The 13,233-nt window shown below is 77.4% G+C and carries 16 protein-coding genes; 13 read left to right on the top strand and 3 right to left on the bottom strand.

Annotation, left to right across the window (positions count from 1 at the left end):
• Window position 1: 1 nt before the first annotated feature.
• The 5 genes from ygfZ to dtd all read left to right on the top strand — a co-directional run bounded on the left by ygfZ (window position 2) and on the right by dtd (window position 4,288).
• On the top strand, window positions 2-1,186 hold the full coding sequence (gene ygfZ / locus AC1050_RS17985) for a CAF17-like 4Fe-4S cluster assembly/insertion protein YgfZ (protein WP_482388947.1): 1,185 nt from the start codon (window positions 2-4) through the stop codon (window positions 1,184-1,186).
• Window positions 1,183-2,307 carry an FUSC family protein gene (locus AC1050_RS17980; RefSeq protein ID WP_482388777.1) on the top strand — a complete coding sequence of 375 codons (1,125 nt, stop codon included), beginning with the start codon at window positions 1,183-1,185 and terminating at the stop codon, window positions 2,305-2,307. Before ygfZ ends, AC1050_RS17980 begins: the two co-directional genes overlap by 4 nt.
• Window positions 2,308-2,358: 51 nt before the next feature.
• A complete protein-coding gene (locus AC1050_RS17975) occupies window positions 2,359-2,712 on the top strand; it encodes a DUF2516 family protein (RefSeq protein WP_482388776.1) in 354 nt (117 codons plus the stop codon).
• A 71-nt stretch (window positions 2,713-2,783) separates the two neighbouring features.
• On the top strand, window positions 2,784-3,851 hold the full coding sequence (locus AC1050_RS17970) for an asparaginase (RefSeq protein WP_482388946.1): 1,068 nt from the start codon (window positions 2,784-2,786) through the stop codon (window positions 3,849-3,851).
• Window positions 3,848-4,288 (top strand): D-aminoacyl-tRNA deacylase, encoded by a 441-nt coding sequence (gene dtd, locus AC1050_RS17965; RefSeq protein ID WP_482388775.1) that lies wholly within the window; start codon window positions 3,848-3,850, stop codon window positions 4,286-4,288. The genes AC1050_RS17970 and dtd overlap by 4 nt, the downstream gene beginning before the upstream one ends.
• Before the next feature lie 146 nt (window positions 4,289-4,434).
• Here dtd and AC1050_RS17960 read toward each other — a convergent pair whose 3' ends face one another.
• Window positions 4,435-4,917 carry a GNAT family N-acetyltransferase gene (locus AC1050_RS17960; RefSeq protein ID WP_482388774.1) on the bottom strand — a complete coding sequence of 161 codons (483 nt, stop codon included), beginning with the start codon at window positions 4,915-4,917 and terminating at the stop codon, window positions 4,435-4,437.
• A 76-nt stretch (window positions 4,918-4,993) separates the two neighbouring features.
• Entirely contained in the window at window positions 4,994-5,236 is a 243-nt protein-coding gene (locus AC1050_RS17955; protein ID WP_482388773.1) for a hypothetical protein, read from the bottom strand.
• Window positions 5,237-5,308: 72 nt separating this feature from the next.
• Between AC1050_RS17955 and AC1050_RS17950 the strand changes: the two genes are divergently transcribed.
• Complete coding sequence (locus AC1050_RS17950) at window positions 5,309-5,833, top strand: O-acetyl-ADP-ribose deacetylase (protein ID WP_482388772.1); 525 nt, start codon at window positions 5,309-5,311, stop codon at window positions 5,831-5,833.
• A 52-nt stretch (window positions 5,834-5,885) separates the two neighbouring features.
• On the opposite strand, the gene AC1050_RS17945 is transcribed toward AC1050_RS17950, so the two are convergent.
• Entirely contained in the window at window positions 5,886-7,040 is a 1,155-nt protein-coding gene (locus tag AC1050_RS17945) for a pyridoxal phosphate-dependent aminotransferase (RefSeq protein ID WP_482388771.1), read from the bottom strand.
• Window positions 7,041-7,157: 117 nt separating this feature from the next.
• Between AC1050_RS17945 and AC1050_RS17940 the strand changes: the two genes are divergently transcribed.
• The 7 genes from AC1050_RS17940 to AC1050_RS17910 all read left to right on the top strand — a co-directional run bounded on the left by AC1050_RS17940 (window position 7,158) and on the right by AC1050_RS17910 (window position 13,117).
• Window positions 7,158-7,514, top strand: a complete 357-nt coding sequence (locus AC1050_RS17940) for a TraR/DksA family transcriptional regulator (protein ID WP_482388770.1) — start codon at window positions 7,158-7,160, stop codon at window positions 7,512-7,514.
• A gap of 69 nt (window positions 7,515-7,583) precedes the next feature.
• Window positions 7,584-8,435, top strand: a complete 852-nt coding sequence (locus AC1050_RS17935; protein WP_482388945.1) for an SDR family NAD(P)-dependent oxidoreductase — start codon at window positions 7,584-7,586, stop codon at window positions 8,433-8,435.
• Entirely contained in the window at window positions 8,428-9,144 is a 717-nt protein-coding gene (locus AC1050_RS17930; RefSeq protein WP_482388769.1) for a TetR/AcrR family transcriptional regulator, read from the top strand. The genes AC1050_RS17935 and AC1050_RS17930 overlap by 8 nt, the downstream gene beginning before the upstream one ends.
• Window positions 9,134-9,913, top strand: a complete 780-nt coding sequence (locus AC1050_RS17925) for a hypothetical protein (protein WP_482388768.1) — start codon at window positions 9,134-9,136, stop codon at window positions 9,911-9,913. The genes AC1050_RS17930 and AC1050_RS17925 overlap by 11 nt, the downstream gene beginning before the upstream one ends.
• Window positions 9,910-11,190 (top strand): aminotransferase class III-fold pyridoxal phosphate-dependent enzyme, encoded by a 1,281-nt coding sequence (locus AC1050_RS17920; protein WP_482388767.1) that lies wholly within the window; start codon window positions 9,910-9,912, stop codon window positions 11,188-11,190. Before AC1050_RS17925 ends, AC1050_RS17920 begins: the two co-directional genes overlap by 4 nt.
• A gap of 90 nt (window positions 11,191-11,280) precedes the next feature.
• On the top strand, window positions 11,281-12,582 hold the full coding sequence (locus AC1050_RS17915; RefSeq protein WP_482388766.1) for an MFS transporter: 1,302 nt from the start codon (window positions 11,281-11,283) through the stop codon (window positions 12,580-12,582).
• Between the two features lie 55 nt (window positions 12,583-12,637).
• Window positions 12,638-13,117, top strand: a complete 480-nt coding sequence (locus tag AC1050_RS17910; RefSeq protein ID WP_482388765.1) for a VOC family protein — start codon at window positions 12,638-12,640, stop codon at window positions 13,115-13,117.
• The last annotated feature ends 116 nt before the right edge of the window (window positions 13,118-13,233 follow it).

Genomic DNA, 13,233 nt, shown 5'->3' with positions numbered 1-13,233 from the left:
CGTGACCGCGCCCGTGGAGCCGGCCGAGCCGGTCGCACCGGTCGAGCCCCGGCACCGCAGCCCGCTGCTGGACCGGCACGGCGCCGTCGCCGGCTCCGGGCCGGACGCCGGCGTGGCGTGGCACTACGGCGACCCGACCGCGGAGCAGCGTGCGCTGACCCGCGGCGGCGGCGTCGTCGACCAGTCGCACCTCGGCGTCGTCCGCGTGACGGGCCCGGACCGGCTGTCCTGGTTGCACTCGATCACCTCCCAGCAGCTGACCGACCTGCCGCCGCGCACCTCGACCGAGACGATCGTCCTCAGCCCGCAGGGGCACGTGGAGCACGTCGCGTCGGTCGTCGACGACGGCTCGTCCACCTGGCTGATCACCGAGACGGCGCCGGAGCTCGCCGCCTGGCTGGACCGGATGCGGTTCATGCTGCGCGTCGAGGTCGCCGACGTCACCGACGACTGGGCCGCGATCGGGGAGCCCGTCGACGCCGAGGGCGCCGAGGGGGAGCCGGTCACCTGGCGCGACCCGTGGCCCCGCACGCTGCCCGGCGGCACCCGGTACGGGCTGCCCGACGACGAGCACCCGGGCGCCGACCGCGCGTGGCGGCTGGTGCTGGTGCCCCGCGCCGGTCTGGTCGACGCCGTCGCCGAGCGCGAGGCCGCCGGCTGGCCGCTGGTCGGCACCTGGGCGACCGAGGCCGTGCGCGTCGAGGCGTGGCGCCCCCGCGCCGGCCGCGAGGTGGACCACCGCACCATCCCGCACGAGCTCGACTGGCTGCGCACCGCCGTGCACCTGCACAAGGGCTGCTACCGCGGGCAGGAGACCATCGCCCGCGTGCACAACATGGGCCGGCCCCCGCGCCGGCTGGTCATGCTGCACCTGGACGGGTCCGGGCACCTGCTGCCCGAGGCCGGCGCCGCCGTCCGCGAGCTCGGCGACCTGCTGACCACGGGCGAGCCGGGCCGCGAGATCGGCCGGGTCACGAGCCTGGTGCGGCACCACGAGCTCGGGCCGGTCGCGCTCGCCGTGGTGAAGCGCTCGGCACCCGTCGACGTCGACGTCGTCGTGGACTGCGACGGCGGCCCGGTGACCGCCGGGCAGGAGGCCGTGGTGCCGGGCGACGGGGTCTCCGTCGACCGCCCTGCTGCGCACGGGCCGCTGACGCGCGGCCTCGGCGGCCACCCGATGCTGTGACCGGCGGCGCCGGGGGCACCCGGACCGGGCCGTCGGCCGTCCGGGTGCAGGTCGCGGCCCGTGCCCGTCAGGGCCGGTCGCGGGTCCGGTCCGCGTTCGTCCCGGTCCTGCAGGCGGTGCTCGCCGCGGGCATCGCGTACGCGATCGCCTACTCCGTGCTGGGGCACAGCGCGCCGTTCTTCGCGCCCGTCAGCGCCTGGGTGGCGCTCGGCTTCACGGCGGACCGCGACCTGCGCCGGGTGGCGGAGCTCGCGGTCGGCGTGGCGATCGGGGTCGGGCTCGGCGACCTCGTCGTGCACGGCATCGGCACCGGCGCCTGGCAGGTCGCGGTCGTGCTGTTCGTCGCGGCGATGGTCGCGCGGTTCCTCGACCGCGGGCCGATGCTGACGACCCAGGCGGGCGTGCAGGCGATCGTCATCGTCGGGCTGCCCGCCGTGACCGCCTCGGGCGGGCCCCTCGGCCGGTGGACCGACGCCCTGGTCGGCGGACTGGTCGCGCTCGCCGTGGCCGCCCTCACCCCGAGCGACCCGCGGCGCCGCCCCCGGGCGCAGGGTCGCGCCGCCGTGGAGGAGCTCGCCGGGATGCTGCGCCTGGTGGCCCGCGGGATGCGCACCCGGTCCGCGGCCGACGTCGAGGACGCCCTGGTCCGCGGCCGCGCCTCGCAGCCCGCGCTGGACGAGTGGCAGGACGCCGCGTCCTCCGCACGCGACCTCGCACGGGTCTCGCCGGCCGCGCGCCGGCACCGCACCGAGCTGCTGTGGATCGGGCAGTCCGCCGTGCGGGTCGACCGCGCCGTGCGGAACGCGCGGGTGCTGGCCCGGCGCGCGCTGGCGACGGTGCAGGCCGAGCAGCCGCACGACCTGGGACCGGTCGCGGACGCCGTGGACCGGGCCGCGCTGGCGTCCGACGCGCTCGCCGCGGCGCTCGGTGCGGGTGCGGAGCCGCTGCGGGCGCGGGAGGAGCTGCTGACGCTGGCGGCGGAGCTCGACCCGTTCACCGCGACCCCGGACGACTGGCAGGCGCAGAGCCTGCTGCTGCTGGTGCGCTCGCTCGTCGTGGACCTGCTGGAGGCGTCCGGCGTGGACGCCCGCACGGCGCGCGAGACGCTGCCGGAGATCTGAGCGGACGACCGGACCCGCCTCCGGGCGCCGTCGCCCCGTAGGCTCGGCTGCGTGATCTTCGCCTCCGTGCAGCTCCTGCTGTTCCTCGTCTTCAGCCTCGTCATCCTGGCGCTGGCCGTCTGGGCCCTGGTGGACGCCGCGCGCCGGCCCGCGTCCGCGTTCGTCGCGGCGGGCAAGCGGACCAAGCAGGTCTGGATGATCGTGCTGGGCATCGCGACCGCGGTGTCGTTCTTCTGCGTGCCCGGTCCGCTCGGCCTCGGGCTGCTGCCGTCGTTCCTCGGCCTGCTCAGCGCCGTGGCGGCGATCGTCTACCTGGTCGACGTCCGCCCGGCCGTCGCGCCGCACTCCGGACGTCGCGGCGGCGGTCGCGGCACCGGCGGCGGCCCGACCCGCGGCGGGTGGTGACCGTGCCCGGGGTCCGTCCCGGCGGCCCGCAGATCGCGGAGCGGCTGCACGGCACGACCGGCGCGGCCGCGGTGGTCGCGCACGCCGCCGCGCGGACCGGTGACGTCGCCGCGGCCGCCGTCCCGCTGGCCCGGGTGGTCCGCGGCGACCTGGTCGAGTCGGTGCACACCGGGCACCTCGTCGTGCTGGGTCCCGACGGCGCGGTCCGGCTCGCGCTGGGCGACCCCGAGGTCACCGTGCTCGCGCGGTCGTCGCTCAAGCCGCTGCAGGCCGTCGGCATGCTCCGGGCCGGGGTCGACCTGGACGGGCCGCACCTCGCGCTGGCCTGCGCCAGTCACGACGGCACGCCCGAGCACCTGCGCGTGGTCCGCGAGACGCTGCTGGCCGCGGGCCTGGACGAGTCCGCGCTGGCCAACACCCCGGACCTGCCGCTCGACGCCGAGGCGGCGTTCGCGTGGCGGCAGGACGGCCACGGCCCGGAGCCCGTCGCGCAGAACTGCTCGGGCAAGCACGCGGCCATGCTCGCCACCTGCGCCGCGCACGCCGGCGAGCCCGGCTGGGAGCCGGATGCGTACACCGACGCCGGGCACCCGGTGCAGATCGCGTGCCGCGCGGCCGTCGAGGAGCTGACCGGCGTCCAGACGTGGCACACCACCGTCGACGGCTGCGGCGCGCCGCTGTTCTCCACGACGCTGGTCGGCCTGGCACGGGCGTTCGCCCGGCTGGCCGTCGCGCCGGCGCGCGAGCCCGGCACCCCGCTCGCCCGGGTGGCCACGGCGATGGCGGAGCACCCCGAGCTGGTCGGCGGCGCGGCGCGGGACGTCACCCGCGCGATGCGCGCCGTGCCGGGCCTGGTCGCCAAGGACGGCGCGGACGGCGTCTACGCCGCGGCCCTGCCGGACGGGTCGGCCGTGGCGTTCAAGGTCGCCGACGGCGGCGCACGACCGCGTCCGGCGGTCCTGGTCGCCGCGCTGCGCCTGGCCGGTGCCGCGGAGGTCCCGGGCGCCGACGTGGCCGCGCTCGACGCGCTCGGCGAGGTCCCGGTCCTCGGGCACGGGGAGCCGGTCGGCGCGGTCGTGCCCGCGTTCGGGCCGGGCGTGCCGGACGCCGACCCCGCCGCCGCGGGCGCGAGCGCGTGAGGGCGGTCGTCCAGCGCGCGTCCCGGGCGTCGGTGACGGTGGACGGCGAGGTCGTCGGGTCGTTCGACGGGCAGGGGCTGGTGGTGCTCGTCGGCGTCACGCCCGGGGACGGGCCGGCCCAGGTCGAGCACATCGCGCGGAAGGTCGCCGAGCTGCGGATCCTGCGGGACGAGCGCTCGGCGTCCGAGGCCGGCGCGCCGGTGCTCGTGGTCAGCCAGTTCACGCTCTACGGCGACGCGCGCAAGGGTCGCCGGCCCACCTGGAACGCCGCGGCGCCGGGCCCGGTCGCCGAGCCGCTGGTCGACGCGGTGGTCGCCGACCTGCGGGCCCGGGGGCTCACGGTGTCGACCGGGGTGTTCGGCGCGGACATGGCGGTCGAGCTGGTCAACGACGGCCCCGTGACGCTGCTGCTGGAGTCGACGCCCGACCCCGCGTGACCCGCCGGCGGCGTCGCCGCCCGGCGGCCCTTCTCGCCGCCCCGCGCCGACTGACGCCGAGGTAGGGCGTTCTCGCCGAGGTAGTGCGCCGTACCGCTCTACCTCGGCGCGGAGGCTCTACCTCGGCGCACGGGGGGCGCGGAGGGTCAGGTCAGGCGGAGGACGAGGCGCTCCTCGACCTGGGAGGGGTCCCGGGTCAGCGCGTGCCGCTCGGTGGTGCGGACGAAGCCCGCGCGGACGAACAGGTCGCCCGCCGCGTGGTTGCCGTCGACGACCCACAGCGAGACCGTCGCGGCGCCCTCGGCCCGGGCGGCCTCCCGCACCGTGTCGAGCAGGCCCCAGGCCAGGCCGCGGCGGCGGGACTCGGGAGCGACCCAGAGCTGCACCACGTGCCGGTCGCTCGTCGGGGACCCGGGCTCCTGGATCATCCCCACGAGGCCGCGCGGCACGCCGTCCTCGTCGACGACCCACGTGGCGGCGCTGCGCAGGCGCATCCGCCAGTGCGGCTCCGCGAACAGCTCCTCGCGCGTCAGCGAGGAGCCGAACACGTCGGGGTCCTCGCGCAGCGCGCGCAGCCTGATGTCGCGGACGGTCTGCCAGTCGTCCTCGAGCACGCGCCTGATCTGCACGCCGACCAGCATGCCTCACGCCGTGCCGCCCGTCCCGCGCGACCTGCGGGCGCGGCGCGGGTGAACGGGCGGCCCGTCAGGGGTGCAGGCGCGCGTCGTCCGCGCCGCCGAGCTCCGGCTGGCCGTGGCCGGCCGGGTCCGGCACGGCCCGGGCGACGTCGGCGACGTCCTCCTCGGGGCGCGGCGGGATGGTCTCGTCGTCCTCCAGCTGGGGCACGTCCTCGCGGCCGTCGTGCCCGACCGGGACGGGCTCGGTCCCGTCGGGGCCGGAGGTGAGCGGCTCGGTGGGGACGGGCTCGGTGGGCGTCTGCTCGGTCACGGTGTCCTCCCTGGTACGGACGGTCCTGCTCACCGTAGGGCGCGCGGTGCCGGTGCGCGCGAGCATGGGGGCGTGCAGATCGAGATCGTCCCCGGGGACATCACCACGCAGGACGTCGACGCCGTCGTCAACGCGGCCAACTCCTCGCTGCTGGGCGGCGGGGGCGTCGACGGCGCGATCCACGCCGCGGCCGGCCCGGAGCTGCTGGCGGCGTGCCGGGAGCTGCGCCGGACCTCCCTGCCCGACGGCCTCCCGGTCGGCGACGCCGTCGCCACGCCGGCCGGCCGGTTGCGGGCGCGGTGGGTGATCCACACGGTCGGGCCGAACGCGCACGCGGGCGAGACCGACCCGGCGCTGCTGCGGTCCTGCTTCACGCGGTCGCTGGACGTGGCTGCCGAGGTCGGGGCGCGCAGCGTCGCCGTCCCGGCGGTCAGCGCCGGGGTCTACGGCTGGCGGGCGGACCGGGTCGCGCACGAGGCGCTGGACGCGGTGCGGGGCTGGGCCGCCGCCCGACCCGGCGTCGTCGACGTGGTGCGCTTCGTGCTGTTCTCGCCGGGCGTGCTCGCGGCGTTCGAGGAGGCGGCTGCGGAGCACTGACCGGCACGCACCGGCCGCGCGGCCCGTCGCGCCGGTCGGCCCGCGGCGCCGGTCAGCCCGCCGCGCGGGTCCGCGCCGGCAGCCGGGACAGGCCGGTGCGCAGGTCGTCGGCGCTCGCGGTCAGCGAGATGCGCGCCCAGCCCTCGCCGCCGGGCCCGAACGCCGAGCCGGGGGCCACCGCGACGCCCCGGGTGCGGACCAGGTCCTCGGCCCACGCCGCGACGTCCCCGCCCGACGCGTGCGAGACGTCCGCCCACAGGTAGATGCCGCCGGCCGCGGGCAGCCAGGGGATGCCGCGCTCGTCCAGCAGCGCCGTCGCGAGGTCCCGGTGCGCGCGGTACGTCTCGCGGGCGTGGTCGACGGCGTCCTGCGGCCCGGTCAGCGCCGCGAGCGCGGCGTGCTGGGCGGGGGTGTTCACGCAGGAGATGACCGACTCCTGGAGCGTCGGCATCAGCGGCGCCATCTGGTCGGGCACCACGAGGACGCCGACCCGGAACCCGGTCATCGCGTGCGTCTTGGAGAACGTGTGCAGCGTCAGCACCCGGCCGTCGGTGTCGAACCGCGCGGCCGGCACGTGCGGGGCGTCGTAGGTGAAGGCGGCGTAGCACTCGTCGGACAGCACCCACAGGTCGTGCCGGCGGGCGAGGTCCAGCAGCTCCGCGACCAGGTCCGCGGGCAGGCTGGTGCCCAGCGGGTTGGACGGGGAGTTGAGCAGCAGCACCCGCGTGCGGTCCGTGATGGCGGCCTCGACCACGGCCGGGTCCGGCAGGAACCCGTCCTCGGCCCGCAGCGCGTACGGCTGGGCCTCGGCCTGCAGCAGGCGGGTGGCCATGGTGAACGGCGGGTACCCCGGGTCGGGGACCAGCACGCCGTCACCGGCCCCGACCGTGAGGCTCAGGCCCAGGTGCAGCGCCTGCGCACCGCCGGCGGTGATCCAGACGTTGTCCCGCCGCACGGGCGGCGCGTGCTCCGGGTCGAGCCAGGCGGCCACGGCGTCGCGCAGCTGCGGGATCCCGCCGTTGGGCGTGTACCGGGTGTCGTCGCGGTCCAGCGCCGCGCGGGCGGCGTCCAGCACGTGCGGCGCGGTGGGCAGGTCCGGCTCCCCGACGCACAGCACCACCGTGCCCGGCAGCGACCACGCGAGCTCGAGGGTCCGGCGGATGCCGGAGGCGGGGACGGCGCTGGCGTGGGGGGCGATGCGGGGCACCCGCGCAGGCTAGCCCGGGCGGACGCGGCGGACGCGGCGGACCCGACCACGCCCGGCGACGCCCGCCCGCCCCGGTCACCTGGCCGCGGGCCCGGCCCCGGGCGGATACTGGGTCGCATGGCAGAGACGCTGGACCCGGTCGAGGTCGAGGCGGTGCTGCGCGAGCGGCGGCGCGAGGCCCTGTCGCGGCTGGCGGGCACCGACGCCGAGCGCGCGGCGGTCGTGTCGGCGTCCCGGGAGCAGGTCGCGGACGACGAGCACGACCCCGAGGGGTCGACCATCGCCTACGAGCGGCGCCTGCTGGACGCGCTGACCCACGACATGCGCGAGCGCGTGGTCGAGATCGACGCGGCGCTCGGCCGGCTGGCGGCCGGGACCTACGGGACCTGCACCCGGTGCCGCCGGCCGATCCCCCCGGAGCGGCTGCGTGCCCTGCCCGCGGCTCGGACCTGCGTGGCCTGCGCCGCTCGCTGACCTGCGAGGCCGTGCGCGTTTCGGTCGTGTGAACTTCCGGCCGGACCCCTCGCCAACGCCGGGGACGGCCTGCGAGAGTGCCGCTACTGGGTCGGTCGTCCCAGTCGCGACCCGCACCTCGAGGAGCACCTCATCGCCGCCCACCCCCGGCCCGTCGCCGTCGTCACGGGCGCGTCGTCCGGCATCGGCGCCGAGTTCGCCCGGCGGTTCGCGGCGCGCGGGTACGACCTGGTCCTCGTCGCCCGCCGCCGGGACCGCCTGACCGCGCTGGCCGAGCAGCTCGACGCCGAGCACGGCGCGACGTCGACCGTGCTGCCCGCCGACCTCGCCGACCCGGCGGCACCCGCCGCCCTGGTGGCCGACCTGGTGGGCCGCGGGGTGCTGGTGGACGCGCTGGTCAACAGCGCCGGCTTCGGCACCTACGGCCGGTTCGAGGACGAGGACCCGGAGCGGATCGCCGCGCAGGTGCAGGTGAACGTCGGCGCGCTCACGCAGCTGTCCCGCCTGCTGCTGCCGGACCTCGTCGCGGCGCGCCGCGGCGTCCTGGTGAAAGTGGCGAGCACGGCGGCGTACCAGCCCGGTCCGTCGTTCGCGGTGTACGCGGCGACCAAGGCGTACGTGCGCTCGCTGACCGAGGCGATCTGGCAGGAGCACCGCGGCTCGCGGCTGCGGGTGCTGGCGCTCGCCCCGGGGCCGGCCGAGACCGAGTTCTTCGCGGTCGCCGGCTCCGACCGGTTCCGGGTGGGTCAGGTGCTGACCGTGCCGGAGATCGTGGACGTCGCCTTCCGGGCGCTCGACCGGCGCAACCCGCCGCCCTCCGTGGTGGCGGGCCTGCGCAACCGGGTCACCGCGGTGCTCGCGGGGCTGGTGCCCCGGCGCGTGGTGCTCGGCGTGGCCGGCCGGCTCGCGGGGGGTGCGTGACGTGCCCCGGATGGCGGTCGAGGCGCGGCGGCGCGCGCTGGTGGAGGCGGCGATCCGGGTGATCGTCCGCGACGGCGTGGCCGGCGCGACCACCCGGGCGGTCGTCGCCGAGGCCGGCATGTCGCTGGCGAGCTTGCACTACGCGTTCCCGTCGGTGGACCAGCTGCTGGAGGCGGTCATCGCCGAGGTCACCGCCCAGGAGCGCCGGGCGGCGGAGGAGGGGCTGCTGCCGGTCGCCCTGCCGTCGGACGCCGGGTCGGGCCCGACCGAGCCGCCGCTGCTCGAGGACGTGATCCGCGGCGGCCTGGAGCGCTACGTCGACCTGCTCGCTGCGCACCCCGACCGCGAGCAGGCGCTGTTCGAGCTCGCGGCGTACGCGATGCGGACCCCCGGTCAGCGGGCGTCGCTGGTCGCCCAGCACGCCGTCTACCAGGAGTCGGCCCGGGCCACCCTGGCCACGGCGGCCGTCGCCGCGCGCAGCCGGTGGACCGTGCCGCTCGACCAGGCCGCCCGGGCGCTGGTCATGGTCACCGAGGGGATCACCAGCGTCTGGCTGGCCGACCGCGACACCGCGGCCGCCCGGGACACCGCCCGGTTCGCTGCCCGGTCGCTCGCCGCGCTCGCGGAACCGGTCGGAGCCGGGTCCCCCGACCCGGGCGTCCTGCCGACCGCGCGCCCCGCCCCCGAGGAGGACCCCCGTGCTGACTGACACCGACCCGCGCGCCGCCGCGTACGTGCACCTGCACGCGGTGCTCGGCGCGCTGCCCGAGCTGGTCCGGCGGGTGCCGGAGGCCCGCGCCCTGCTGGCGCGCGACCCGCGCCCGGTCTCGATCGCGTTCGTGGTGCGCGGCGGGCCGCGCGGGGTGCTGGCGTTCCGCGACGGGCAGGTGCGCGCGGTGCCGGACCGGGCCGTGGCCACGGTGGTGCTGCCGTTCGCGAGCCCGGCGGCGTTCAACCGGATGGTCGACGGGGCCGCACCACCGGTGCCCGTCACCGGGTTCCACCGGGTCCCGTTCCTGCGGCACGTCCTCGCACCGCTCACCGAGCTGCTGACCCGGTACCTGCGCCCCGGCGCCGCGGACCTGGCCGACCCGGCGTTCCGCGCCACCAGCACGGTCCTGACCCTGCACGTCGCGGCGGCGGCCGCCGCGCAGCTCGGCAACGAGGACCGCTCGGGCCGGTTCAGCGCGCACCTGATCGGCGACGGCGACGTCGCGCTGGAGGTCACCGGCGAGCTGGCGTACACGCTGCGCGCACGGGACCACCGGCTCACGTTCGTGCCGCAGCCGTCGCCGCGCCCCCGCGCCGCGCTGACGTTCGCCGACCTGGACACCGCCGGCGCGCTGCTGGCGGGCCGGGTGAGCGCGGTGGCGTGCCTCGGGGACGGGCGGATGGCCATGCGCGGCACCGTCTCGATGGTCGACAACGTCAACCGGATCCTCGACCGCGTCGGCCACTACCTGGGGAGCCCCGCATGACGACGAGCACCACGACGACGCCGTACACCTACGCGAAGAGCCGGGCGGCGTTCGAGCGGGCGCAGCGCGTGGTGCCGTCGGGCATCTACGGCCACCAGGGTCCCGCCGAGGGCTGCTACGTGCCGGTGTCGGCGTTCCCCCTGTTCTCGCAGCGCGCCGAGGGCACCCGGTTCTGGGACGTCGACGGCAACGAGTACATCGACTACATGTGCGGGTACGGGCCCAACGTGCTGGGCTACGGCGACCCCGACGTGGCGGCGGCCGCCGCGGCGCAGGCCCGGCTCGAGGACGTCGTCACCATCCCGTCGACGGTGATGATCGACTTCGCGGAGCTGCTGGTCGACACGGTCGCCAGTGCCGACTGGGCGTTCTTCGCCAAGAACGGCGGCGACACCACGACCCTCGCGGTGATGACCGCCCGGGCCGCCACCCGGCGCAAGAAGATCGTGTTCTTCGAGGGGTTCTACCACGGGGTCGCGCCGTGGACGCAGAAGCTGGACTACCCCGGGGTGCTCGAGGAGGACGTCGCGCACAACCTGTACGCCCCGTGGGACGACCTGCCGGCCCTGGAGCGGCTGCTGTCCGAGCACCGCGGCGAGGTCGCGGGCCTGATCGCGCAGCCGTACATGCACGGCAACTTCGCGGACAACCGGCTGCCGAGCCCGGGGTTCTGGCAGGCGGTCCGCCGGCTCTGCGACGAGCACGGCGTCGTGCTGATCGTCGACGACGTCCGGGCGGGGTTCCGCCTGGACCTGGCCGGGTCCGACCACCACTTCGGGTTCGAGGCCGACCTGATCTGCTTCTGCAAGGCGCTGGCCAACGGCTACAACGTGTCGGCGCTGTGCGGCCGCGACTCGCTCAAGGACGTCGTCAGCAGCCTGTCGTACACGGGGTCCTACTGGATGAGCGCGGTGCCGTTCGCCGCGGGCATCGCCACGCTGACCAAGCTGCGGGAGATCGACGGCCCGGCGCTGTTCGACCGGCTGGGCACCGAGCTGACCACGGGGCTGGTCGCCGCGGCGGCGGACCACGGGCTGCGGCTCGTGACGTCCGGGGCCCCCGCGCTGTTCTACCTGCGGCTCGCCGAGGACGACTCGCTGATGCTGCACCAGGAGTGGGTGGCCGAGTGCGTGCAGCGCGGGGTGTTCCTCACCTCGCACCACAACCACTTCGTCAACGCGGCGCTGACCGGGGCGGACATCGCCCGGACCCTCGAGGTCGCGCACGAGGCGTGCGGCGTCGTCCGCGCCCGGCACCCGGAGCTCGGCGGCCCGTAGCCCGGCTCCGCGGCACCGCACGGCACCACCGCACGGCACCACCGCACGGCACCACCACCGGTACCACCAGCGACGGACGAGGGCGGGGCGATGGACGGCACCACCACGGAGGCGGGGACGGGCACGGGGCACGACCCGGGCACGGGGGGCGACGGGACGGCGCCGGCCGGCGCCGCCCCCACGCGAGGGGCGCCCGCCACGGACCGCGGGCACCGCACGGACACGGCGGCGCGGCTCGCCGTCGCCGCCGCGTTCGCCGCGCAGGGCTTCGGGTACGCCACGGTCGTCACCGCGCTGCCGGCGCTCAAGGAGCGGCAGGGCATCGACGACACCGCCGTCTCCCTGGTGGTGCTGCTCGTGTGCGTCGCGGCGGCGGCCGGGTCGGTGGTCGCCGAGCGGGTCGCGACCCGGCGCGGCAGCCGCGCTGCCCTGCTGCTGGGGCTCGCGGTGCAGGCGGTCGCGCTGCCGGCCGTGGCGCTGTCGGTGCCGGCGGCGCCGTTCGTGGCCGGCTTCGTCGTCTACGGCGTCGGCCTCGGCCTGGTGGACGCCGCGTCCGGCATCCAGGGCGTCCTGGTGCAGCGGCGGTACGGGCGGCCGGTGATGTCGGGGTTCTTCGCCTGCTACACGGCGGGGGCGGTCACCGGGGCGCTGGCGATGTCCGCGCTGGTCGGCGGCGCCGGGGTGCCCGGGGCCGCGGGCGCGCTCGGGGTCGCGGCGGTGGCGCTCGCCGCGGCCGCGCTGACGGGGCGGCGGCGCCTGGTCCCGGTCGACCTCCCGCTGCTGACCGCGGCCGCCGGGGGCGTGCCGCCGGCCGCTCCGGCGCCCCCGGCGCGGGGTCCGCTGCCGACCCGGGGGATCTGGCTGGTCGGCGGGGTCGTGCTCGCCGCGTTCGTGGCCGACTCGGCGGTCAGCACCTGGAGCACCGTCTACCTGCACGACGTGCTGCTCGCGTCGGGCGCCGTCGCGCCCCTCGGCTACGCGGCCTACCAGGGCGCGGTGCTCCTCGCGCGGCTCGCCGGGGACCGGCTGGTGGCGCGGACCGGTCGCGCCGCGCTCGTCGCCGGTGCCGCGGCGGTCGCGACGGCAGGCCTGGTGCTGGTGGCGCTCGTGCCCAGCACCGCCGCGGCCGTGCTGGGCTTCGCCGTGGTCGGCGCGGGCGTCGGGGCGCTGGTCCCCCTGGCGTTCTCCGCGGCCGGGGACCTCGACCCGGCCCGCACGGACGAGGTGGTCGCGCGGGTGAACGTGTTCACGTACGCCGGCGCCGTGCTGGGTGCGGTGGCGGTGGGGCTGCTGGCGGACGGCCCCGGGCTCGCGCTCGCGTTCCTGCTGCCCGCGGCGCTCGTGGCACCGACGGTCGTGACCGCGCGCCGGCTGCGGCCCGGGAACCCGTGACGCGGGCGGGCCCGGCGGAGCAGACTGGGGCGCACCCGAGTCGAGGAGGCCTCCCGTGCAGACGCGCGTGCACCCGTTCCTGTGGTTCGACGACCAGGCCGAGCAGGCGGCGACGCTCTACACCTCGCTGATCCCCGGGTCGCGCGTGCTGGAGACGCGCAGCTACCCCGACGGCGCTCCCGGCGACCTGGGCGGGAAGGTCATGTCGGTCTCGTTCGAGCTCGACGGGCTGCCGGTCGAGGCGCTGAACGCCGGGCCGCAGTTCCGGTTCACCGAGGCGTTCTCGTTCTACGTCTCGGTCGACACCCAGGACGAGGTGGACGCGCTGTGGGACGGCCTGATCGCCGGGGGCGGCGAGCCGTCCCGGTGCGGCTGGCTCAAGGACCCGTACGGCCTGTCCTGGCAGATCGTGCCGCGGGTGCTCGACGAGCTCCTGCAGGACCCGGACCCGGCCCGCGCGCAGCGGGCGATGCAGGCGATGCTCGGCATGACGAAGCTGGACGTCGCCGGCCTGCGCGCCGCCGCCGACGGCTGACGCCCCTGCCCCTCCCGAGCACCCGTGCGCGTGGTGTCGGCGGCCGGTCGTAGGCTGCGCGCGTGAACCAGCAGGAGCGGCCCGGCGCCGCGGGGGCGGGCGTCCCGACCGTGGCG

It is taken from the genome of Cellulomonas sp. NEAU-ZC6 (assembly GCF_056844425.1).
This window is presented reverse-complemented; position numbering and strand designations above follow the sequence as displayed.